This is a genomic window from Moritella sp. JT01 (assembly GCF_001574435.1).
Lineage (GTDB): Bacteria > Pseudomonadota > Gammaproteobacteria > Enterobacterales > Moritellaceae > Moritella.
The window spans coordinates 14,774-37,534 of the sequence record NZ_LOCN01000001.1 but is presented as its reverse complement, the minus strand read 5'-3'; the positions used below and the strand labels follow the sequence as shown (position 1 = coordinate 37,534).

The following is a 22,761-nucleotide window of genomic DNA, read 5'->3' as shown; positions in this document are numbered from 1 at the left end:
CTTAGAATACCCATTCCATGCCAAATAGAATGTCACTTGTTAAACTCTCTTTTGGCATGTTTTTATACTCAACAGTTGTATGATTATACTCAACGAAGAAACTTGCTGTTGGCATTAACGCGTAGTTAGCACGAGCGACCCACTGCGTGTAGTTTTCAGTGTCACCAAATGCGAGGATTTCAGGACTGAAATGAAATCCAGCTTCTAAACTAAACTCTTGAGTTAAACGTAGACCACCTAAGCCACCAAATGCTAATGCATAACCATCACCATTATCGTTATCCATTCTTATGGCTTTCGCGCCAATCTCAAAGAATGTTGAACCAACATCTTGAAACGCATAAAGTCCCGTATCTACGGTATAACCATTGTCGATAGTCTGTAGGTAATCACCTTTTAACTTAAGCGCCTCTTGCATTTCAAGCCCATAGCCCAACACAATATTGTCGTTATCGAACGCGACTGAGATGTTTGATGCAGCGCAGCTAAAGCTAGCCAGTAACCCTGCAGTGATAACTAATGATTTTTTCAATGACACTTTATTATTCCCAATGGCAAATGAGTGGTAGTTACATTTAATGATAGTGAACGAATAATTATTTTAAGCTGAAAAAAGCTCGTCACTTCATACTTTTAATACTTTCGCACTATGCTACTTCATATTGACTATTTATTACATATATACATAAATAAAAATATACTTAAAATAGTGCGTTTAAAAATATTTACGAAATTAATATGATCGAAGGACTATCTTAATACAGGTAAAGTAGTTTAGAATAGCCGTCTAGATGTTAAAACTTCTACACATATGAACGTACATTACGTCGGTTGTGTTTAAATTAAGAGAGAATTAAAACCATGGCTAAACACTTGTTTACCTCTGAGTCAGTATCAGAAGGTCATCCTGATAAAATTGCAGACCAAATCTCCGATGCTGTACTTGATGCAATCATCGCTCAAGACCCAAAAGCACGCGTAGCCTGCGAGACTTATGTTAAAACCGGTATGGTTATGGTTGGTGGTGAAGTAACGACTGACGCTTGGGTTGATATCGAAGAAATCACCCGTAAAACAGTACGTGAAATCGGTTACATCAACTCAGAAATGGGTTTTGACGCCGACTCTTGTGCAGTATTAAACACAATTGGTAAGCAATCTCCAGACATCAACCAAGGTGTTGACCGCGATGATCCACTAGAGCAAGGCGCTGGTGACCAAGGTTTAATGTTTGGTTATGCAAACAATGAAACTGAAGAATTAATGCCAGCTCCGATTACTTACTCACACAAGCTGGTTAAACGCCAAGCTGAAGTACGTAAAAATGGTACACTTCCTTGGTTACGCCCTGATGCAAAAAGCCAAATCACATTTGCTTATGATGATGGAAAAATTGTTGGTATCGATGCCGTTGTTCTTTCAACACAGCATTCAGAAGACATCAAACAAGCTGATCTGATTGAAGCAGTAATGGAAACAATCATTAAGCCAGTATTACCTGAGCAATGGTTAAATAAAGATACTAAATTCTTCATTAACCCAACTGGTCGTTTCGTTATTGGTGGTCCAGTAGGTGACTGTGGTTTAACAGGTCGTAAAATTATCGTCGATACATACGGCGGTATGGCGCGTCACGGTGGTGGTGCATTCTCTGGTAAAGATCCATCAAAAGTTGACCGTAGTGCAGCATACGCTGCACGTTATGTAGCGAAAAATATCGTAGCAGCAGGTCTTGCTGATCGTTGTGAAATCCAAGTGTCCTACGCGATCGGTATTGCTGAACCAACGTCAATCTCTGTTGAAACATTCGGTACAGGTAAAGTAAGCGACGAGCTACTCGTTAAACTTATTCGTGAACATTTCGAGTTGCGTCCACACGGTTTAATCGAAATGCTAGATCTTAAGCGTCCGATTTACCAAAATACAGCAGCTTATGGTCACTTCGGTCGTAAAGAATTCTCTTGGGAAGCAACAGACAAAGCTGAAATCCTACGTGATGCAGCAGGTCTTTAATCAACATTAGCTTTAACTAGCTGTTGATTACAAAGAGGCGCTTTTGGTAACATAACCAAAGCGCCTTTTTTATAGATAACGATCATGCCCAACCGTTTACCCCAGCCAAATGCAACGTCCGAAACGCTCGAAAACTTGGTGTTAGGTAAAATAGCCACTTGCTATCAACAAGCCGAGCAGCACTTAAACCGAACCTTTCCCCGTCCTCAAATTCACTTTAATCAACGTGGTAAAGCCGCAGGTAGTGCTCGATTACAAATTAATGAGTTACGTTTTAACCCTATCTTATTGCAAGAAAACCAACAGCATTTCATAGCAAATACAGTGCCACATGAAGTGGCGCATTTATTGGTTTATCAAATCTATGGGCGGACTAAACCCCATGGTGAAGAATGGCGACAAGTTATGAATCAAATTTTTGACCTCGCTGCCAAAACCACACATCAATATGATGTTTCCAGAGTGAAAGGCAAAACTTTTACCTATGCTTGTCACTGTACAGAACACTTATTAACAATTCGTCGCCATAATAAAATAGTCCGTGATAACATCAAATATATTTGTCGTTATTGCAAACAAAGTTTAATCATAAAACATTGAATTACAATGGATTAACTTAATCTGTATATGTGACTACTTGTTTGATAATTATCTAAAAAATTAACGTATATAGGTGTATTTATCTCAATTCATAAGATAAAATAACTCAATACATACCATTGTGATAGGGAACTAGGTTATGACTCAAACGTTAGATACTGCAAGATCTACCGATTATGAAATGGAAAAACTGATAGCTGCAGTTTTAAAACGTAACAAAAATCAAGCGGAGCAAATCGCCCGAACTCTTGATCTTAGTGCTTTATCTATCTCCCAACGTATTTTCATGGCAAAGTCCGGTGTGTTAAAAGAAAAAATGCTTACGGATGCAGATATCGCAGTACGTTACGCCGCTTCTCGCGCAAACTAACCACTTCGATATCCAAGGAGCAGTTATTCTCTTCTGCTCTTTTTTATACCTCATGTCTGCCTCCTTATTTCAGTTTCTGCCAGCTTCTAATTATTGCATTCATTTCTAAACTCTTATATCAATACACCACTAATTAAGCCTATTCTGCCGTCTATTTTTAGCTGTGTTACAATGCTGCATTATTACATTGGAGCAGTCTGTAATGTTAAAACAATTCGGTATTATAGTTTTATCGACCACCTTATTCATCCCTTTTTTTGCTAATGCTTCGGACAATGGCAATCAAACAAATCAATCCTTTAGTAAAGCCAAAAAAATGCTTGAACGGCAGGTATATACCGATGTACCTAGACTGACGATCTATTGCCACGCTGATTTCAATAGAAAAAAGAAGATCACCGACAATAATGGGTTTACTTCGACAAAGCATGTGAAACGCCAAACAAAAGTTGAATGGGAACACGTTGTGCCAGCCGAAAACTTCGGTCGTAACTTTAGTGAATGGCGCGAAGGTAATAGTGCTTGCGTGAACAGCAAAGGCAAAAACTTTAAAGGTCGTCGTTGTGCAGAAAAAATTAATATCCCTTACCGCTATATGCAGGCGGATATGTACAACCTATATCCAGCAATTGGTGCTGTAAACGCATTACGTAGTAACTACAATTTTGCCAGTTCAGTCAACGCAAAAAAAAATCAATTCGGCAGCTGCCCTATCAAAATAAAAAATAAAACGGTACAACCACCTAATTATGCCAAAGGCCAAATAGCCCGTGCTTACTTATATATGGAAGCCGCCTACCCTATGTACAAAATAGGTAGACAGAAACGTGAGTTGCAGGCATGGGATAAACAATATCCAGTGACGCGTACTGAATGTCGACGTACACAACTTATTGAGAGCTTGCAAGGCAATGAAAATTACGTTGTTAAGTCTGCCTGTTTAGATCGTGGTTTTTGGTAACCTGATTTATTGACTTGGCACACAGGCAGCGAGATTCAGTTGTAACCAATCAATGAAGTTTTGCTGTAAAACATCAGACTGACCATCTTTACCTAACAAAGTATTGCCTTGCGCTAATAAAGTGTCACCTTGGCTTAATAACATATAGTGATGACCTGAACGTTTAAAGCCAAACGGCGCGACTAAATTACCACGTAGTAAATCATCCATGACTAAGGGGTATGAGCCTATTGCCGCCCCTAAGTTATCAACCACCGCTTGTAAACAAAAATAGAAATGTGCGAATGTTTGTTCGCTTTTCACCTTCAGACTTTGTACTTGAAGACATGAAACAGCATTACCTTGTAACCAATTATCCCAAGCCTGTGGCCGAGTCTGGCTATGTAATAATTTAAGCTTACCAGCGTCATTCTGTACCTGTTGCCAATATTCAGGAGAGAAGACAGGGCCAACCCATTCTTCAACTAAGGGGGTCTGTTGGTAATCATGCAATAGTGGAAAGTCATCTCGTCGTATCGCCAACGACAAACCATTACTGCCAAGTATCACAGGGCCGCCTGCTGTTGATAATCGCACATCGGCATCGACATTATCTTGATAAAAATCACTCAACCTTGGCATTAACCAACGCATTGTTAATGTTGGCTCACACGATACTTCTAAGTGTGTATGCGTAGCCTGAGTTACATGCTGAACACCCGCTTCCAAGGCATTAAATGCTTGTTCTGTATATCCAGACAATAGTTTACCAGCAGGCGTTAATTTCACATTTCGCCCTTCACGATAAAACAGATTTACCGCTAAGTGCGTTTCTAATGTTTTAATCTGCTTACTCACCGCACCATGGGTAATGCACAGCTTGTCTGCTGCTTTACTATAACTTTCTAGCACCGCTGCAATATGGAAAATATGGAATGCTTTTAAATGCCTCATTGGTGACTTTTTCTCACATATTAATTGAAATCTATTCGATTATAGCTAACTCACAATTAACCTACAATGAACGCCTATCAATAATTATGAATCATAAATGGAATCGTTATGGAAATATTTAGTCTGGCTATATTAGGCATCTTAATCGTTATCAGCCCTGGTGCTGACTTTGTTTTAGTTTTAAAGACCAGTATTAACGATGGGCGTAAAGCGGGGATTTATACTGCACTTGGTCTGAGTCTCGCCATCTGCGTGCACATCAGTTATTCGATGTTTGGTATTAGCTATTTAATCTCACAGAATGAATTTCTGTATAACATGATCCGCTACGCTGGTGCAGGCTATTTGATCTACCTTGGTATCAAAGGTATTTGCTCGGCAAACAGTCCATTAAATACCACGTCGGCAGAACAACGTAAAAATAAAAATTGGCAATATCTAGCTCAAGGTTTTCTGTGTAATGTCTTAAACCCTAAAACAATGTTGTTTTTCTTAAGTGTATTTAGCCAAGTTATCTCACCAGACTCAAATGACAATACTCAGGCCTTCATCTACGGTGCTTATATGATTGCCCTACATGGCATATGGTTTGCGATCGTCGCGATATTATTTACCTCTGCGGCATTACAGACAAGATTACTACGTGTTAGAAAACGATTGAATCAGGTGTGTGGGGTTGGGCTGGTTAGTTTTGGTGCATTACTGGCGATGAAGTAACATCAATGTAGGAAACAAATTGCAGCAAAACGAGAAACGTATTTCGCTTTAATCCCATCAACGTAAATTTGTTGGGATTTCATTCTTTATACCAGCACTATTCACTGTAATAATTTGCTCTGGAAAATCTTTAAGTTTAATATTTAAGTAGGTTTGTCTGGAGATAATACTTACTATTTTTTTTATAAAGCGAGGATAACCAGCAAAAAATACACTGTATTCTTCCGTAATACTGGCAATATCATGCCAGGGAATAAACAGGTTTTTAGATCCAAACCGAAAAGGTAATAGCATTTTCAAAAAAAGGCCCTGGTTGTTCGCATAACACTGTAACGTACCATTACTATACCGTTTACCAATATAGCCACTGCCCGTAATAAATTTTTCATTTTTACTTAAATTAAAATCATACCGAAACTTTACAGCTAAACTTCGCCAGCCACTTTCTTTAGCGAAAGAATAAGTTATAAATAACCACCCAGCAATAAAGAAAGCAATGAACCAGTAAGATGTTAAAAATGAAGTAAACAAGTACTGAAATTTATCAACATACGACAGTGCAAAGTCTGGTAACTCGACCATTCCCGCAGCTAATACCAATACAATGAATACAAAAAATGCCAGCGCCCAGCACAGGCCTAGAATCTTACCTATTTCTTTCATACTGTCTTTCCAGAAACGCTTCATTTTAGTTCATCCCATGTATCTCGTGTTTTCTGACGTCGCCAATTCATCGTTCTAGCAATAGCTATTATCAGCGGCGCTAAAAGCGGGGATAATAATAAGTACAAGTTATACATGATACGTTCGGTTCGAAAATTTAACTTCTCAACATCATCAAGAACAAGTGACAAATTCCTGAAATTATCCAAGATGGGAACTTTAATTTGGTAGGCGTGAAAAGTCTTGAATTGACTATAATAAGTTTTGAGCTGCTGACAATTCCCCTCTTCACTAAACTCAATCGTTGAGTCTGTGCCACTCACAATATTGATATCTTTAATCTCTGGCAAGCGAGAATCAGAGCAATAAATATCATCAATCAATCCTGATTTTTGAATGATGCCTTTTACAGCCAACGAGTTATGAGTGTATATCATCCCACTGAGCATTAGACCAAGGCACGCTATACTTACTATCCACAGTAGCTTTAAATAATTTGGCAAAATTCTTCCCTAATTTTTACGATCTACACTTTGAAAATAGATATAAATGATACATAGCCATTAAAAAAGACAATACAGGGATTAAATCAGCACCTTCTGCGATCCAAATTAAGGAATAAAAGCTGTCGTATCTCGATACAGTGGCATATACATATGCAATAGAAAGATGAATCATTACGTATAACAATCCCCCCACTTTATCTTCTAAAAGCATACGCTGAAGCCATTTAATAAAATATACCAATGCTATTGATATCAAAATGAAATTGAGTAAATTTATTTCCACTACGTTTACACCTCAGCATAAAGAATCAATAACATTTATCTAAAACTAAGCAACTTAAACAGCAAGCAACCAAGCATCGTCATTTATGTTATAAACAAATATCCATACGGTATAAATATAAAACCTAAATAACACACTAAAACCAGTCCAAATAACGACTAGGTATTTCGAATACTAATTATTAATGATTAATGATTAATGATTAATGATTAATGATTAATGATTAATGATTAAAAATAAGGTATTACAATGTATGAAACTTGAAAATATGAGGTAATTCGAACCTAATTAAATCACTGAAGAATAATTACATTCATGCATTCTCATACAAATACGGCGTATGCAGTTCCATATAAACCTCTGGCGCTGCCAGCGCTGTAAAACCAAATTGTTGATATAAACCATGGGCGTCACTGGTGGCTAACATCATGCGTCTGAGTCCCTGTAAATCCGGATGATCTAATATAGCCGCCATAAGCAATTTACTTAACCCTTTACCTTGATGCGACTCAAGTACAAAAACATCCGATAAATAGGCAAAGGTTGCTTTGTCTGTGATCATCCGCGCAAACCCCACTTGTTCACCAGCTTGGGTAAACACACCAAAGCATAATGAGTTTTCTAACGAACGCTGCAACGTGGCCATCGGAATTCCTTTCGCCCAATATGTACCCGCAATAAATTCGTGTATTACCGCTAAATCCATATCTGCAAAATTAGCACTTATTTTATAATCTTCATCCATAATGACCACTCCATTTCACACTTATAATCAACAAATTAGATTAAAAGTATCACGATCTAAACATAATGAAAATAAAGTGATATCAAATATACCGAAAGGAAAGGAAAGGACAGGACAGGAGATGAAGCCTTGATTCAATTATTTTAAATCAAGGCCATATCTTATATAGCTAAGGATTGGCTTGAATATTTAGCTTAACATTGGATGCAGCGCTGTAACCATAAAGATCGATGTACCACGAACCCGCCTTTGGAGCATCAAAGGTGCAGCTTTCGTTATTACCTGAGTCGTTTGATCGACAGTCGTATCGACGAAGTGAAGACTTCGCACCATGCCGGACATAAAGATCCACATCACCACTGCCACTTGACATTGTTACAGTGAAACTCGTGTAACCTTCATTCAGATCCTGAGTGAAGTGTTCCCACCGCCAGGTACCCACAGATATATTAGACTCTGTTCTGTCGATTACATTATTACCGCTACCACTACCTGCGGTATAACTGCCGACCAAACTCAATCCGGAAAATGTACTATACCCTTTAACCCGAACATAATAAGTACCGCCCGATGCAGTAACATTACAACTTTCATTATTACCTACGGCATAAGGACGGCAATCATAAATACTATCTGTTGGTTTTGAACCAAATTTAACATACAGGTCAGCATCCCCCGTTCCACCGTTAATAACAAAGCTTATATTTGTAGCAGCGGTTGGGACTTCCATTCTAAACATGACATCTTGCCCTGCATTCGCGGTTAGATTAGTTCTGGCTACACCGTTTATCAATAAATCATCTTGTGGAGGAAGAGGAGGAGGCGTATCACCGGTACCACCTTTGGCCAGCTCACCAAGATAAGCAACCGCCAATTTAGCGAATTTTATTCCATGTTGGGCATCAAAACTTGAATCATTCTCAGTATGTATCTTGGTATTAATATCTCCCATGGTTGACTCGAATGGTATTGACGCTGCAAATCCTTGGTTATACCAAGACGCATGATCAGAACAACCATAGCCACATTTGTCATAGCCATAGCTGATATCAGAAAAATAGGTATCAATGAGCTGACTCATAAACTGATTTTGCGCACGACTAGTATAGTCTGTCATAAAGACAATATCATGATCTGCAGTACCATGATGCCCTGTCATATCAAACTGGGCGACACCAATAACATTTTTACCGCTGTTTTTAAAATCCTGTGCGATAGCATTAGAACCTCGTAACCCGACCTCTTCAGCAGCATAGGCGATAAATTTAACTGTTTTGTTAGGCTTAAACCCACTAGCAACTAATGCTCTTAACGTTTCAGTAACCACTGATATACCGGAAGCATTATCATCAGCACCAGGTGCTCGGTCTGAGGTCCCCGACTGATTTATAGAATCAAGATGCCCACCAATAACCACGATATCATTAGGCTCTGATCTACCAACGACAGTTGCTATAACCGACGGTTGTTTCCAGCTGTGGTTATAAAATTCCACTTTAATATCAGCGCGATCACCCGCAATATTCGTCCAGCTATTCTTGATTTCCGTCGCAGCATCAACCCCGGCCTGCTTGTTATAATAACGATTATGAAAACTACTTAAGGTATTAACTGTATTCGCTAAATTATCTGCTGATAACTCACTCAACAAGGCATCAACCCCACTTGTGTTATTAATAGTGTAATTGACCATTATCTGTGTTTCGATTTTCGCTGGCGCACTGGCAAATGCCTGCGCTTGCTCAAACGTTTCATGGAAGAAGAAACCGCCACAGCGGTTAAATTTGTGATGCATAAGTTCACTGAGCTGATCTATTTTGTCTTCACTCATACTGACCAACGCAATCTCGCTATTACCAGCGTTCAGCATATTGTTCTGACTTAGGTTAAACTGAGTGCGATGCTTCTGGTTAATTAATTTGTAAGCATCTGAACCTAAAGTGATCCACACCTGTTGTGGTGTCTCAATATTTTTTTCCGCCTCGGCAGCCAGCGTCGATAGAGAAGCTAAACTTAATAGAAGCAAGGTATAAGATAAATTTTTCATTGAATTTTACCTGAATAAGAGAGGGGGAATATCCCCCTGCAAAATAGATAACGATACGTTTAAGGATTTGCTTGGATATTTAGCGTCACATCGGATGCTGCGCTGTAACCGTAAAGATCTATATACCATGTACCCGACTTTGGTGCATCAAAGGTACAGCTTTCGTCATTACCTAAGTAGTATGGGCGACAATCGTATCGAACAAGCGAAGACTCAGCACCATGCCGAACATAAAGATCAACATCACCACTGCCACCTGACATTGTTACAGTGAAGCTAGCGTAACCTTTATTCAGATCCTGAGTGAAGTGTTTCCACTGCTGACGATCTACAGATATATTAGATTCTGTTCTGTCGATGACATCATTACCGCCACCACTACCAGCTGTATAACTGCCTACCAAGCTCAATCCCGAAAAAGCGCTATATGCTTTAACTCGAACATAGTAAGTCCCGCCCGATGCCGTAACATCACAACTTTCATCATTTCCTACAGTATAAGGGCGACAATCATAAACACTCTCTGTCGGTTTAGAACCGAGCTTGACGTAGAGATCTGCATCTCCGTTACCGCCACTCATGCTAAAGCGAATGTCACTGGCACCAGCAGGAACTTCCATTGTATAAATAATTTCGTCACCACTGTCAGTACCAAGACCTGTTACCGTAACCCCATTTTCTAATACTTTCTTACTATCAGGAGGTGTAGTTCCGCCACAACTAGTACCAGGGCTAGCGTTAGAATTAATACCTACCGCAGCTAATGAAACTTTAACCTCATCAGTGCTATAACCCAAATCACAGGCCGCATCCATCAGACCATTACCAGCCTCATCCCAGTTAGTATTAGCGGTCCAATAGCGTTGGTTAGCTTTTGCGTAAACAATAAAGGCTTTTTTTGTATCCCAACCAACTGTCGTTGCCAAGTTATAAAAAGCCTTGTTATATACACCTGAAGTATTGTGCACATCCATGCTTGAATTATAATTGGATTGATGATCAATAGATCTTCCATCTCTGGTCGGTTCATCCATATAGCGTAATGCGCCGTTGCCTTTGAATATTTGAGCACCCACCTGCCAGTCATTAGTACCGTTCATAAAAAATTCAGCGGCTTCACCTGCCATATCAGAGAAAGCTTCATTTAAGCCTCCTGACTTAGCCTCATAAACCAATCCTGAATTTTGCTCGGTAAAACCGTGGCTGACTTCATGGGCTGAAACGTCCAAACTTACTAACGGATAGAAGTACGATTCGCCATCACCAAAGGTCATCGCCGTGCCATCCCAAAATGCATTTTCATAGTCCTTGCTATAATGCACCCGCATTTGCAGCTGAAAAGATAACGGCGCTGTATTAATCCAGTCGTTATACATATCAAATACCACACCACCAAAGTAGTGAGCATCATTAAGCGGAGAAAAAGCACCATTAATTGATTTAACCGTATTTTCAGGGCAGGTAAAACTAAACGCCGATGAACCATTAGTGCCGTGATTTAGATTAATGGTTTTAACATTCGTATTATTCATAATACAGTTATTGCCAGACTGCCCTACATTCAAGTACCCGAAATCAGTACCATAATGATACTTTCCCGTTTTCTCATTGCCACCAAAACCAGTGGCATCGGCAGTTTGCAGATTATTGAAATACTTTAATACCTCACCCGTTTGCGCATCGATAATATAGTAAGGGCGCGATGGTTTATCACTATGCTGGAGGAAACTGATTTCATATACCAAGCGGGCAACTCCGTCTTCATCTTGCCAGATGCCTAGCTTCGACGTTTCATTTTCTACACTGACAGAGCCTCCTACAAGAAGGGGACTCGCCGGTGCACTAAGCATTTTAGCCTTATTTAACGCTGTTTTCTCTGCTAGCCGAGGCGTGGTATTGATAACATCAGTGGCAATCCCATAAACAACAGCACCATGAGCATTCTTAATAGTACCGTCAGAATAACGAGATATAATTGCATGATCGCCAATAACAGGAATGTCATTAAACATCTGTTGATAACGCGTGGTAACACCACCATCAGTATTGCGATAAGTTTTAACCACACTAAGATCTTCATTACTGGCTAGTCCCAATAACTGAGCTGTATTTGGATCTGTAATGGATGTTGTTGCTGAAGATATTGCTGACAATTGTTGAACATTGTCACGTAAATTGGTCCTCTGAGCGGCGGTAGCTGCAGTGGTGGAACTAAGAATACTTAGCGCTATAGTGCTTAAAATAAATTTATTTATTTTATTCATTGTAGTCTCCATCTAAATATTGTGATTGCTAATACAACACCTGTAATGTGTTGTTTAAAACGAACACTCAACACCTGAATCCGTTCAGAAATACTCTGGACATTACAACATTACCAGTGCTACCTAAATGGCAGATAAATTGAGTAATGCTTAGCTTATCTGTCCTCCTGAAGTTACAAATAAATTTAGCTAACACTATTAACGCGCATCAACCTTAGGGAGTGACTCAAAACCAATTAAATTAACAATATACTAACAATTGGGTATTGCCAACTTTTTTTAGAAAATTAATTCAAATATCAACCGCACTTAACATTAGCGATGTAAACCTAAAATTAACACACCTAATATACTGTTAAATAAGCCTATTCCATATTAACTGTAATATAATAGATAAATAAAAAAGATTGAGACGAGTAATCCACACACTGTAACGTAAATAAATGCTTACGAATTACCATGCAATTGATAACAAGTTGTTAACAGTTATAATTCTTACTATAAGATGATTTCTTATTTAATAGGTCTTAATCGACCGCCATTAAACATTAATACTTAGCGCAAATTTAAGGTTACAATACCCTACATAATTACTTTATTGCGAACAAAGGATTGCCATGAAAATTGATCTCACATTAAGCGGCTTAGTTGCACAAAAGCACACATTCACCTTGCCACTTGATTACAACAAACCTGACGGTGACACGATTGACGTATTTGTACGTGAACTTGTCGCGCCAGATAAACAAGATCAAGACCTCCCGTATTTGGTTTATTTTCAAGGTGGTCCAGGGTTTGGCGCGGTGCGCCCGATGGCAAATGGCGGTTGGATAAAACGCGCATTACAAGAATATCGCGTATTGCTGCTAGATCAGCGTGGCACTGGGCTATCTTCACCAATCAGCGCGGTGAGTCTTGCCCACTTAACAGCAAGTGAACAAGCTGACTACCTCACCCACTTCCGCGCTGATAATATTATTCGTGATGCCGAAGCTATCCGTGCACAATTATCACCGTTCAATACTTGGAGCATCATAGGCCAAAGTTTTGGTGGCTTCTGTGTATTACGTTATTTAACCGCTGCGCCAGAAGGGTTAACACAAGCTTTCATCACTGGTGGCTTACCATCACTGACTCGTCCAGCCGATGAGGTTTATCAAGCCACCTATAAACGCGTTCAGGCGAAAAATAATGATTTCTTTAACCGTTTTAGTGATGCGCAAGACCTTGTTACTGCATTAGCGAAACATATTACCGATAACGATACTTACCTTGCGACAGGTGAAAAACTAACGGTTGAAATGCTGCAACTACTTGGTGTTAACTTAGGGATGGAAGAAGGACCGGAAGCTGTTTATTACTTACTTGAACAAGCGCTTATCACTACGCAACAAGGTACGCAAAAAAGCACCCAAGTTAATCCATTGTTCTTAGCGCAATTCTGTCAATTCTTGGATTACAATACCAACCCAATTTTTGCGTTACTGCATGAGTCTATCTATTGCCAGCAACAAGCATCTGACTGGGCTGCACACCGCGTTCGCGCAGACTATGACGAATTTAATTACCAAACAGGTCAGCCATTCTTATTCACTGGTGAAATGATTTATCCGTGGATGTTCGAGCAATTTGAGAATTTGAAACCATTACACGAAGCAGCGCAACTGTTAGCGAAAAAACAAGATTGGTCCGGTCTTTACGACCTTGACGTGCTTAAAAATAACCAAGTGCCGGTTGCCGCGGCGATCTATAGCGAAGATATGTATGTTGAAATGCAATACAGTTTAGAAACTGCCGCACGCGTTAACAACCTTAAATATTGGTTAACATCAGAGTTCGAGCACAATGGTATCCGTATGGACGGTGACAAAGTATTAAGTAAACTTATCGACTTAAATAAAGGCGTTATTCTCCGCTAATAATAGCATTAATACGCCAACCCTGATGCTGGTATCACCCAATTAATGAAGTGCAGGTGATACCACTTTTGTCTATTTTTCATATTTAAAATCACGACTATTGTTCAGCCTGTTGCTGTAACCAGTCTAATAACACCTTCACTCTTGGATTGGGTGTAATGTCTGCGCTATATACAGCATGATATTGATATGCTGCAGGGCTAATGAGTTCAGGAAAAGGAGCGACTAACTCACCACTACGTAAATGTTTATCTACCAGTCGTTTGCGCCCGATTGCCAATCCAGCATGATTAATCGCGGCAACCATCGCCAAATCAGAACGGTCAAAACTCAAACCACGATTATAATTCACTTCACGTATCTGATGGCACTCAGCCCATTCTAACCATTCCGCATTATAAGCGGCTTGTGGCCACGCCTTACAATCATGCAATAAGCTGCAGTAACGAATATTCTCGGGGTTATCAATAAGGCCGTGTAACTCCGCATAAGCGGGAGAGCAGACAGGCGTAACCTCCTCAGACATCAATTCAATGTTCGATAGTCCAGGAAAGGGGCCCGATGTATAATAAAGTGCGACATCAATAAACTGGGTATGAAAATTAATATCGTCATTACCGGTAAGAATATCCAACTGAATAGCTGGATATTGGCGATGAAAATCATGGATCCGAGGGACCAGCCAACACAATGAAATAGAAGGACGGGCATAGATTGTCAGACGACCTGATAATTCATTACTGCGAATATCATTTAACTCTTCATCCAGTGAATTAAACAACCGTTCGCAACTACGGCATAACCTCGCGCCCTCGCCCGTCAATTTCAATTGTTTATGCAAACGATGAAACAGCTTAAAGCCGAGTTCTTGTTCCAACTTCGCAATACGATGACTGACCGCGCTGGGGGTGAGAAAAAGCATCTCTGCCGCTTGCGTGAATGAACCGTACTGCGCTGCTTTGACAAAGGTATCCAGGTTAGCTAATTGGCTACCGCTAAATTGTTTATGATTGCCGAATGTTAATTCCATAACTTAATACCCAAACTCCTTCAAGATGCTATATCAGAGACTCGCTGGGATATCAGAACAAGGCACAATATGCAGATAATGGTATTCGATTTTAAAATATCATTTTCAAATATTGTAACGCAGTACTGTTATTCGAGCGAGTCGCCCGTAGGGTAAGCGAAGGATCAATGTTTAGCTTGCTGTAAATAAGCTTTCATTTCCGCTTCTGGCACCATACCGCCGCCGGTAGCCCACACCAAATGCGTTGCATCCGCCAAACTATCGCCAAGTTGCATCCGCTCAAGATACTCTGAATTATTGACCACATGCACAATACCCGGCATTCCAGCCAGTGCAGAAGGTTCAAGCTTAAGCTGCTCAGTGTCATGAATCAGCCCTAATAACTGATACATATCAGTATCCGTTAACGTAATATAGCCATCTAACATCCGCTCCATTGCTTTACCGATAAAACCCGAAGCACGACCAACAGCAAGACCGTCAGCAGCCGTCATATTATCAATACCGAGATCCTGAACGGATATTTGATCATGGAGTCCGGTATAAACGCCTAATAACATACACGGCGAATGTGTCGGTTCCGCAAAAATACAATGAACATTATCGCCAAAGACCAGCTTAAGACCAAAAGCAACGCCGCCTGGCCCCCCACCCACACCACAAGGAAGATAAACAAAGAGTGGATGTTGGGCATCAACAAGTATATTTTTCTCCATAAATTGCTGCTTTAATCGCTCACCAGCGACCGCATAACCCAAGAACAACGACGTGGAGTTTTCATCATCAACAAAATGACAGAACGGATCTTGTAACGCTTCTTCACGACCGTGTTCGACCGCAATGCTGTAGTCCGATTCATATTCAATCACATTCACGCCATGAGCACGCAGACGGTCTTTTTTCCACTGCCGAGCATCTGCAGACATATGCACACTGACCTGAAACCCTAAACTGGCCCCTATAATGCCAATAGATAAACCTAAATTTCCAGTTGAGCCAACTGCAATTTTATACTGGCTGAAAAATGCCCTGAATTGTTCAGAATAAATCTTACTATAATCATCCTCTACACTAAGCAACCCTGCTGAAATTGCCAGTTTTTCGGCATGCTGCAGAACCTCATAAATACCACCCCGCGCTTTAATTGACCCTGATATCGGTAATTGAGAATCTAACTTGATCATCATACGACCAGGTAATGACGTCTGATAGTAATCTCCCAGCGCCGCTTGCATAGCCGGGATCGTCTGCAGCGGTGATTCAATAATACCGTTACTCTGCTGTGTTTCAGGAAATGCCTGACAAAAGAAAGGGGCGAAACGCAGTAAACGTTCACTCGCCTCCTGCACATCCACAGCAGTTAAACCAACATAAGGTAAGGCTTCCGCATAGCTTGTCACTTTAGGATTAAACCAGCTCAGAGGTTTAAGATCTATCAGCGATTCCAACAATGGAAATTCATTTATTAATTGTATGTTCCGGGTCTTATTCATCATATGCCTTCACTCAACGATTAAACATGAACAGTAAAATACCGTCCATAACAGTGCCAATATAGGACGTTTAAGCTTGTCACTTGCACTCTTTAATAACTTATTCTTTTCAAGATAGTGAGTATGCATCGACCCCGCTTAAACGAACAAAGGATCAATTTTTAACCTTAGGATGAATCTGACGATGCCAGTAACGAGACGGTGATCACTGTAGGTTACAGCAGTAACCTACAACTATTTTATTTGTTAACGGATAAATTTCATCTGCTAATAAAAAAAGTGGGTATAATCATTTTATTAACTACATTTTTGAATAAAGGTAAATAGCATGCGTCATCCTCGCATCTTCGAATCCGGCGAACTAATCGTGGGCTCTAGCTTTGAATTATCACCAGACGGCGCAGGCCACGTTGGTCGTGTATTACGTATGACTACAGGTGATACGCTAACTTTATTTAACGGTAAAGGTGGCCAATACCATGCCACAATTGAACAGACCACGAAAAAATCGGTGACAGTTCACATTGACGAATTCCAAGATGTCGACAGTGAATCACCACTCAAGATCCACCTTGGTCAAACAATATCTCGCGGCGATAAAATGGATTTCACGATCCAAAAATCTGTCGAGCTGGGTGTAACAGCCATCACCCCACTGTTTAGTGAACGTTGTGGCGTTAAGATCTCTGGTGAACGCTTAGAGAAAAAAGTACAGCAATGGCAAAAAATTGTCATCGCAGCATGTGAACAAAGTGGTCGTAATTTCGTGCCACAAGTATTAGCACCAAAACAGCTAAAAGACTGGGCGGCAGAAGAAACGACTGAATTAAAACTGAACCTGCACCCACGCGCAAAATACAGCATTAATACCTTACCCGAACCTAAACATGGCGTGCGTTTATTAATTGGTCCTGAAGGCGGTTTATCTGCGGATGAGATTAGCATGACAGAGCAATTTAACTTTGAAGAAACGTTATTAGGCCCTCGAGTATTACGAACAGAAACAGCAGCATTAACAGCGATAACCGCACTACAATGCCGCTTTGGCGATTTAGGATAGGATAAAGAATATGACAATTAAACTTGGCATCGTGATGGATCCCATCGCAGACATTAACATTAAGAAAGACTCTAGCTTTGCAATGTTAATCGAAGCGCAAAACCGTGGTTACGAGCTTTTCTACATGGAAATGCAAGATCTATCTATGCTTGAAGGCCGTGCATATGCGTCTTCTCGTCCATTAAAAGTACAACAAGATCCCGCTAACTGGTACGAACTAGGTGAAGAAAATAACCATCTTCTATCCGATCTTGACGTGGTATTAATGCGTAAAGATCCACCGTTCGATACTGAGTTTATTTACGCCACTTATATGCTTGAGCGTGCTGAAGACGAAGGAACATTAATCGTTAACAAACCACAAAGTCTCCGAGATGCCAATGAAAAACTGTATACGGCATGGTTTAACGAATTCACGCCGACAACACTGGTAACACGTCGAAAAGACAAATTACGCGCATTCCATAAAGAGCACAAAGATGTGATCTTAAAACCACTTGATGGTATGGGCGGCGCATCAATTTTCCGTCTTAACGAACAAGATAAAAACGTCAGCGTGATTATCGAAACACTGACTGAACATGAAACGCGTTACTGCATGGCACAAAAGTTCATCCCTGATATTAAAGATGGCGACAAACGTATCTTAGTGATTGACGGTGAACCAGTACCGTATTGCCTAGCGCGTATCCCTGCAAGTGGTGAAACACGTGGTAATATCGCCGCTGGCGGTCGTGGTGAAGCACGCCCATTATCAGAAAGCGATTGGCATATTGCCAAAACATTAGGTCCTAAATTAAAAGAAAAAGGCCTGATCTTTGTTGGCTTAGACGTGATTGGCGACAAACTTACCGAAATCAATGTAACTAGCCCAACATGTATCCGTGAAATCGAAGCCGCCTATGATGTCAGTATCACCGGAATGTTGATGGATGCGATTGAAGCGCGTTTAAAGAAAGATTAATTTACCTGCCCACGCTCAATAAAGAATGAAATAAATCATAGCTTATAGTGAATTTCACCGCTTAAGCTATGGTTTTCTGCCATAATAAAATTCACAGCTAACAATTAAAGATAGGCCTATGGACTCTTTGCAAGATCACTTCCTTATCGCGATGCCGAGCATGAAAGATGGTATTTTCGAGCGCTCTGTTATCTATATTTGTGAACATAACAACGAAGGTGCGATGGGGATCATCATTAATCTTCCCGTCAATATTTCTATCGACGAGTTATTATCACAAACAGTCGAAGCTGATCTCGACGATGAGACAGCCTCCCCTATCGAGCCGAAAACAGTCATCGATGATCTGGTATTTAAAGGCGGTCCCGTATCTGAAGACCGTGGTTTTGTATTGCATACAGCCTATCCAGGTTTTAGCTCGAGCTTACAAATCAATGATGACTTGATGATCACCTCATCATTGGATGTATTAGCAACACTTGGCACCAACAAACAACCCGACAATTATATTGTCGCGTTAGGTTATTCTGGTTGGACAAAAGGACAATTAGAACAAGAGATTGCTGACAACAGTTGGCTAACCATTAATGCAGACGAAGATATCTTATTTAATGTGCCAGTACACCAACGTTGGGAACAGGCCGTACAAAAAATAGGTATCGACGTCAGCCAATTATCGAGTCAAGTAGGTCACTCTTAATATATAGCCAAGTAGCTTGAGTATAAAGAGCCCTACGGAGAAGAATATGAGTAATGCAGAAAACGGACAAAGAACCCTGCTTGGTTTTGATTTCGGAACAAAAAGTATTGGTATCGCCGTTGGTCAAGAGATCACAGGAACAGCGCGACCGCTTGTGGCTTTTAAAGCCAATGATGGCATCCCAGACTGGGATTTAATTGAACAACAGATTAAAGAGTGGCAGCCCGATCTTGTGATCGTAGGTAAACCTCTCAACATGGATGGTACCGAGCAAGACATCACCAAACGTGCGATTAAATTTGCCAATCGTTTAACAGGCCGCTTTAATGTGAAAACAGAAATGCATGACGAACGTCTAACGACAAAAGATGCCAAAGCACGCTTGTTTGAAGAAGGTGGTTTTAAAGCCCTGCAAAAAGGCGCCATTGACAGTGCATCAGCGATGGTGATCTTAGAAGGCTGGATGGAATCGCAATATGGCGCAGAGTTATAACGGTAAATAGCTATAATTTGTAAACAAAGATATACCGCGTCACACTATAATCAATAAAATTTATAAGCACGACTCTGTAGTGATTTACAGGGTCGAATCATCGCAAAGGACGCGCGCAATATGACGTTTATTCATGGTTTACTACAACGCTTATTATTTACCATTGGCGTCATGTTATTTATGCAGCTTCCGCAATTTATTGATCATTACAGCCAGCAACTTTCCGGTTATTACCTCGCCCAACAAAACCAACTACAACAATTTCAATTAATTGCCGATACTAACTTTAATGGTCAGCTCGATACACTCATTGCCGACTTTAAATCCAGCCCTGCACCGGCTGTTCAGCAAGTAGGTAAGCAAGTGCTCACATTACAGCAATCATTACCTGAATTAGCGACCGATTTGACGATCCTAACAGAAGGTAGTTATATAAATAAACTCACTTATTTTGTTACTCGCATCGACAGTAAATTAGCTGAAAATACCTTATCACTTTTCACACCAGGCATACCATTAAGCCAAGCTGCAATAGTGACGGGGTTAATTGGCGGGATAACGCTAAACCTATTTTGGCTATTCAGTTTAAAACTATTAACGCTAATGTTTGCCCGCTTTCATATTCGCGGTAATAAACCTGCTTAGCCGTGTTGTAGAACTATAAATTAAGGAATTAGCATGAAAAATGTCATTATTGTAGGCGCGACAGGAGCAACGGGCAGCCAATTAATGCAGCAGTTACTCAATGATGTGACGGTTGAAAATATCTATGTCGTGCATTATCGACCGACACAGTTTCAGCATCAAGATAAGGTCACTGAGATCATTATCGATTTAGCCAATTTTAATGATTTGTCTATTGAAGCGGACATTAGCAGTGCTTATTGTTGCCTCGGTACGACACGTAAAAAAGCGGGTTCATTAGCCGCATTTAGGCAAGTAGACAAAGATTATATTGTTAACTTTGGCACTTGGGTAGCAAATAATACTAAAGCACAATTACATGTCATCAGTGCTGTAGGTGCCAATGCTAAATCGGTAAGTAGTTACTTACAAACTAAAGGCGAAACAGAGCAATTATTACGTCAGTTGCCCCTCACTGCTTTATACCTTTATCAACCGACATTATTACATGGCAAACGTGATGAGTTTAGATTCATGGAAGCCATCGCCTATTACCCGCTTGCCGTATTATCCGTCTTTCCAGTGCCTCTGTTAAAGCAACAAAAGCCGATAGGCATCGACCAGCTTGCAAATGCGATGTATCAACTAAGCCAGCAAGTAACAAGTGGCCATCACGTGATCAGCAGCTTAGAGATCCAGCAGTATTAATTGTCCGCACGTAGTTCCGTGGCGGCTTCAAGTACCAACTGCCGGAACCAAATGTGGCTAGCGTCGTGATGCAGCAACGGACTCCAAATCATTTTCAATTCAATTTTTGGGATCGGGAATGGCGGTTCAAGCAAAGTATAGCTACTGTTGTTTTTATGAATGAGCGCAGCCTGAGTCGGTAATGTCGCTATTAGCTCATCTTGTAGCGCCAGTTGCATCGCGACATTATAATTACGTGTAAATACCGTAATATCACGTTTCTTACCTAAGCGACTGAGTGCTTCATCTACCCAACCCAACTTTTGTACATCATGTGGATTCATCCCAACACCGACGCCAAAACCAGTCTTAGATACCCATACATGCTTTGATGCTAAATAGTGATTCAAATTAAATTTATTTACGATCGGATTATCCGCATTCATCATGCAAGTAAATGAATCATACCATAAGGTTTTTTGATAAAACGATTGCGGTAATTCATCAAACCGGTTAATCGCCATATCAATCTTACCTTCCTCTACATCATGGAAGGTCACATCAGAGGGCGTCATAATATCCACCGTCATATTCGGTGCGACTTTATTTAGCTTGCTCAATAGCCTAGGTATCAAAGTTGACTCCGCATAGTCACTAGCCATAATACGAAAAACCCGCTGACTATTTTGATCAAACTCTTTTTCTTCTTGTAAGGCTTCTTCGAGTTCCAGCAATAATTTTCTGATCACTGGCGCTAATTTACGTGCTTTTTCAGTCGGGGTCATACCACCAGAGGTACGCACTAAAACTGGATCGTTAAGTAAAGTACGTAATCGACGCAAGCCATTACTCATTGCCGGTTGGGTAATATTAAGCATACTTGCTGCACGCGTTACGTTTTTTTCACGCAACAAAACATCGAAGTAAATCAATAAATTAAGATCAATCCCTGATATATTCATAAAATAAATACCCACAACAGTAAAAGTAATAAAACAATGCTAACTCAATGGTATAGCAACTTCCATTAAAAAAATTTAACCATATCTAACGACTATAACCAGAATACACCATAAATAAGATAAATTAACAGCCATCTATATTCATAGTGTGAATGCTGACTATAGAAAATATAAACTAACTAAATATTAATTGAGCGTTTAATATTAACTCATCAAAACGCAAACGAATAAAAGGCTTTAATCGCTGCGTTTCAATTTAATAATCACTTGATCACTGTAAAGGATTTGCTATGTCAACATACAACAATGATATCGATTCAGTTGCTACATTAAAAGCTGAACAAGGTTCGAAATGGGCCGCTATTAACCCTGAATATGCAGCGCGTATGCGTGCTCAAAACCGTTTCAAAACGGGTCTTGACGTTGCACAGTTCACTGCTGATATTATGCGTGCAGATATGGCAGAATACGACGAAGATTCTTCACAATACACACAGTCTTTAGGTTGCTGGCATGGTTTCACTGCGCAACAAATGATGATGGCTGTTAAACGCCACGAAAAAACAACCAAGAAAAGCTATGTTTACCTTTCTGGTTGGATGGTTGCGGCACTGCGTTCTGACTTCGGTCCTTTACCTGACCAATCAATGCACGAAAAAACGTCTGTACCTGCACTAATCGAAGAGATTTATACGTTCCTACGTCAAGCAGATGCACGTGAACTAGA

Annotated in this window: 22 protein-coding genes and 1 pseudogene; 13 read left to right on the top strand and 10 right to left on the bottom strand. The window is 40.2% G+C overall.

Features of this window, described 5'->3' with window-relative positions; all coding sequences use genetic code 11:
• Nucleotide 1 precedes the first annotated feature (1 nt).
• Nucleotides 2-538, bottom strand: a complete 537-nt coding sequence (locus AKG98_RS00165) for a YfaZ family outer membrane protein (protein WP_067039551.1) — start codon at nucleotides 536-538, stop codon at nucleotides 2-4.
• Between the two features lie 323 nt (nucleotides 539-861).
• On the opposite strand from AKG98_RS00165, the gene metK reads away from it, so the two are divergent.
• The 4 genes from metK (at nucleotide 862) to AKG98_RS00145 (ending at nucleotide 3,944) form a co-directional block, all read left to right on the top strand.
• A complete protein-coding gene (metK, locus tag AKG98_RS00160; RefSeq protein WP_067039548.1) occupies nucleotides 862-2,013 on the top strand; it encodes a methionine adenosyltransferase in 1,152 nt (383 codons plus the stop codon).
• Between the two features lie 84 nt (nucleotides 2,014-2,097).
• A complete protein-coding gene (locus AKG98_RS00155; protein ID WP_067039546.1) occupies nucleotides 2,098-2,613 on the top strand; it encodes a SprT family zinc-dependent metalloprotease in 516 nt (171 codons plus the stop codon).
• A 139-nt stretch (nucleotides 2,614-2,752) separates the two neighbouring features.
• A complete protein-coding gene (locus tag AKG98_RS00150; RefSeq protein ID WP_067039544.1) occupies nucleotides 2,753-2,983 on the top strand; it encodes a hypothetical protein in 231 nt (76 codons plus the stop codon).
• 202 nt (nucleotides 2,984-3,185) lie between these two features.
• Nucleotides 3,186-3,944, top strand: coding sequence for an endonuclease (locus tag AKG98_RS00145; protein ID WP_067039542.1), 759 nt, complete (start codon nucleotides 3,186-3,188; stop codon nucleotides 3,942-3,944).
• A gap of 6 nt (nucleotides 3,945-3,950) precedes the next feature.
• Here AKG98_RS00145 and AKG98_RS00140 read toward each other — a convergent pair whose 3' ends face one another.
• Nucleotides 3,951-4,877, bottom strand: a complete 927-nt coding sequence (locus AKG98_RS00140) for a LysR family transcriptional regulator (protein WP_067039540.1) — start codon at nucleotides 4,875-4,877, stop codon at nucleotides 3,951-3,953.
• A gap of 108 nt (nucleotides 4,878-4,985) precedes the next feature.
• On the opposite strand from AKG98_RS00140, the gene AKG98_RS00135 reads away from it, so the two are divergent.
• Entirely contained in the window at nucleotides 4,986-5,594 is a 609-nt protein-coding gene (locus AKG98_RS00135; RefSeq protein WP_067039538.1) for a LysE family translocator, read from the top strand.
• Nucleotides 5,595-5,651: 57 nt separating this feature from the next.
• On the opposite strand, the gene AKG98_RS00130 is transcribed toward AKG98_RS00135, so the two are convergent.
• The 5 genes from AKG98_RS00130 to AKG98_RS00110 form a co-directional block, all read right to left on the bottom strand.
• Nucleotides 5,652-6,257, bottom strand: coding sequence for a hypothetical protein (locus AKG98_RS00130; RefSeq protein ID WP_157534036.1), 606 nt, complete (start codon nucleotides 6,255-6,257; stop codon nucleotides 5,652-5,654).
• A 20-nt stretch (nucleotides 6,258-6,277) separates the two neighbouring features.
• Nucleotides 6,278-6,760 carry a hypothetical protein gene (locus AKG98_RS00125; protein ID WP_067039531.1) on the bottom strand — a complete coding sequence of 161 codons (483 nt, stop codon included), beginning with the start codon at nucleotides 6,758-6,760 and terminating at the stop codon, nucleotides 6,278-6,280.
• A gap of 599 nt (nucleotides 6,761-7,359) precedes the next feature.
• Nucleotides 7,360-7,791 (bottom strand): GNAT family N-acetyltransferase, encoded by a 432-nt coding sequence (locus tag AKG98_RS00120; RefSeq protein WP_067039528.1) that lies wholly within the window; start codon nucleotides 7,789-7,791, stop codon nucleotides 7,360-7,362.
• 169 nt (nucleotides 7,792-7,960) lie between these two features.
• Nucleotides 7,961-9,838: a M20/M25/M40 family metallo-hydrolase gene (locus AKG98_RS22820; RefSeq protein WP_067039525.1), complete on the bottom strand. Its 1,878-nt coding sequence runs from the start codon at nucleotides 9,836-9,838 to the stop codon at nucleotides 7,961-7,963.
• Between the two features lie 59 nt (nucleotides 9,839-9,897).
• Nucleotides 9,898-12,102 (bottom strand): M4 family metallopeptidase, encoded by a 2,205-nt coding sequence (locus tag AKG98_RS00110; RefSeq protein WP_067039522.1) that lies wholly within the window; start codon nucleotides 12,100-12,102, stop codon nucleotides 9,898-9,900.
• Between the two features lie 617 nt (nucleotides 12,103-12,719).
• Here AKG98_RS00110 and AKG98_RS00105 point away from each other — a divergent pair.
• The gene (locus tag AKG98_RS00105) at nucleotides 12,720-14,021 is read left to right on the top strand and encodes an alpha/beta fold hydrolase (RefSeq protein WP_067039519.1); all 1,302 of its coding nucleotides are present in this window, start codon (nucleotides 12,720-12,722) and stop codon (nucleotides 14,019-14,021) included.
• Nucleotides 14,022-14,118: 97 nt separating this feature from the next.
• On the opposite strand, the gene dsdC is transcribed toward AKG98_RS00105, so the two are convergent.
• Together dsdC and dsdA are read right to left on the bottom strand one after the other, a co-directional pair.
• A complete protein-coding gene (gene dsdC, locus AKG98_RS00100) occupies nucleotides 14,119-15,051 on the bottom strand; it encodes a DNA-binding transcriptional regulator DsdC (protein ID WP_067039515.1) in 933 nt (310 codons plus the stop codon).
• Between the two features lie 164 nt (nucleotides 15,052-15,215).
• Entirely contained in the window at nucleotides 15,216-16,544 is a 1,329-nt protein-coding gene (gene dsdA / locus AKG98_RS00095) for a D-serine ammonia-lyase (protein ID WP_067039512.1), read from the bottom strand.
• Between the two features lie 328 nt (nucleotides 16,545-16,872).
• Between dsdA and rsmE the strand changes: the two genes are divergently transcribed.
• From rsmE to AKG98_RS00065, 6 genes are all read left to right on the top strand, one after another.
• The gene (gene rsmE, locus AKG98_RS00090; RefSeq protein WP_067039510.1) at nucleotides 16,873-17,604 is read left to right on the top strand and encodes a 16S rRNA (uracil(1498)-N(3))-methyltransferase; all 732 of its coding nucleotides are present in this window, start codon (nucleotides 16,873-16,875) and stop codon (nucleotides 17,602-17,604) included.
• A 10-nt stretch (nucleotides 17,605-17,614) separates the two neighbouring features.
• Entirely contained in the window at nucleotides 17,615-18,568 is a 954-nt protein-coding gene (gene gshB, locus AKG98_RS00085) for a glutathione synthase (RefSeq protein ID WP_067039508.1), read from the top strand.
• A 118-nt stretch (nucleotides 18,569-18,686) separates the two neighbouring features.
• Nucleotides 18,687-19,268 (top strand): YqgE/AlgH family protein, encoded by a 582-nt coding sequence (locus tag AKG98_RS00080; protein WP_067039506.1) that lies wholly within the window; start codon nucleotides 18,687-18,689, stop codon nucleotides 19,266-19,268.
• A gap of 46 nt (nucleotides 19,269-19,314) precedes the next feature.
• Nucleotides 19,315-19,761, top strand: coding sequence for a Holliday junction resolvase RuvX (gene ruvX / locus AKG98_RS00075; protein ID WP_067039504.1), 447 nt, complete (start codon nucleotides 19,315-19,317; stop codon nucleotides 19,759-19,761).
• Between the two features lie 120 nt (nucleotides 19,762-19,881).
• Nucleotides 19,882-20,406 (top strand): DUF2937 family protein, encoded by a 525-nt coding sequence (locus AKG98_RS00070; RefSeq protein WP_067039502.1) that lies wholly within the window; start codon nucleotides 19,882-19,884, stop codon nucleotides 20,404-20,406.
• Between the two features lie 33 nt (nucleotides 20,407-20,439).
• Entirely contained in the window at nucleotides 20,440-21,093 is a 654-nt protein-coding gene (locus tag AKG98_RS00065) for an NADH dehydrogenase (protein ID WP_067039500.1), read from the top strand.
• On the opposite strand, the gene AKG98_RS00060 is transcribed toward AKG98_RS00065, so the two are convergent.
• Nucleotides 21,090-22,034, bottom strand: a complete 945-nt coding sequence (locus AKG98_RS00060) for a LysR family transcriptional regulator (RefSeq protein ID WP_067039498.1) — start codon at nucleotides 22,032-22,034, stop codon at nucleotides 21,090-21,092. The two genes, AKG98_RS00065 and AKG98_RS00060, sit on opposite strands and share 4 nt — an antisense overlap.
• A 290-nt stretch (nucleotides 22,035-22,324) precedes the next feature.
• Here AKG98_RS00060 and AKG98_RS22595 point away from each other — a divergent pair.
• Nucleotides 22,325-22,761, top strand: a pseudogene (locus tag AKG98_RS22595) (isocitrate lyase); the annotation flags it as partial.

Coding starts and splice junctions, on each gene's coding strand:
- AKG98_RS00105 (WP_067039519.1), top strand. CDS start 12,720: ATGAAAATTGATCTCACATTAAGCGGCTTAGTTGCACAAAAGCACACA.
- AKG98_RS00155 (WP_067039546.1), top strand. CDS start 2,098: ATGCCCAACCGTTTACCCCAGCCAAATGCAACGTCCGAAACGCTCGAA.
- AKG98_RS00135 (WP_067039538.1), top strand. CDS start 4,986: ATGGAAATATTTAGTCTGGCTATATTAGGCATCTTAATCGTTATCAGC.
- rsmE (WP_067039510.1), top strand. CDS start 16,873: ATGCGTCATCCTCGCATCTTCGAATCCGGCGAACTAATCGTGGGCTCT.
- dsdC (WP_067039515.1), bottom strand. CDS start 15,051: ATGGAATTAACATTCGGCAATCATAAACAATTTAGCGGTAGCCAATTA.
- AKG98_RS00070 (WP_067039502.1), top strand. CDS start 19,882: ATGACGTTTATTCATGGTTTACTACAACGCTTATTATTTACCATTGGC.
- AKG98_RS00120 (WP_067039528.1), bottom strand. CDS start 7,791: ATGGATGAAGATTATAAAATAAGTGCTAATTTTGCAGATATGGATTTA.
- AKG98_RS00060 (WP_067039498.1), bottom strand. CDS start 22,034: ATGAATATATCAGGGATTGATCTTAATTTATTGATTTACTTCGATGTT.
- metK (WP_067039548.1), top strand. CDS start 862: ATGGCTAAACACTTGTTTACCTCTGAGTCAGTATCAGAAGGTCATCCT.
- dsdA (WP_067039512.1), bottom strand. CDS start 16,544: ATGAATAAGACCCGGAACATACAATTAATAAATGAATTTCCATTGTTG.
- ruvX (WP_067039504.1), top strand. CDS start 19,315: ATGAGTAATGCAGAAAACGGACAAAGAACCCTGCTTGGTTTTGATTTC.
- AKG98_RS00065 (WP_067039500.1), top strand. CDS start 20,440: ATGAAAAATGTCATTATTGTAGGCGCGACAGGAGCAACGGGCAGCCAA.
- AKG98_RS00140 (WP_067039540.1), bottom strand. CDS start 4,877: ATGAGGCATTTAAAAGCATTCCATATTTTCCATATTGCAGCGGTGCTA.
- AKG98_RS00145 (WP_067039542.1), top strand. CDS start 3,186: ATGTTAAAACAATTCGGTATTATAGTTTTATCGACCACCTTATTCATC.
- AKG98_RS00150 (WP_067039544.1), top strand. CDS start 2,753: ATGACTCAAACGTTAGATACTGCAAGATCTACCGATTATGAAATGGAA.
- AKG98_RS00080 (WP_067039506.1), top strand. CDS start 18,687: ATGGACTCTTTGCAAGATCACTTCCTTATCGCGATGCCGAGCATGAAA.
- AKG98_RS22820 (WP_067039525.1), bottom strand. CDS start 9,838: ATGAAAAATTTATCTTATACCTTGCTTCTATTAAGTTTAGCTTCTCTA.
- AKG98_RS00130 (WP_157534036.1), bottom strand. CDS start 6,257: ATGAAAGAAATAGGTAAGATTCTAGGCCTGTGCTGGGCGCTGGCATTT.
- gshB (WP_067039508.1), top strand. CDS start 17,615: ATGACAATTAAACTTGGCATCGTGATGGATCCCATCGCAGACATTAAC.
- AKG98_RS00110 (WP_067039522.1), bottom strand. CDS start 12,102: ATGAATAAAATAAATAAATTTATTTTAAGCACTATAGCGCTAAGTATT.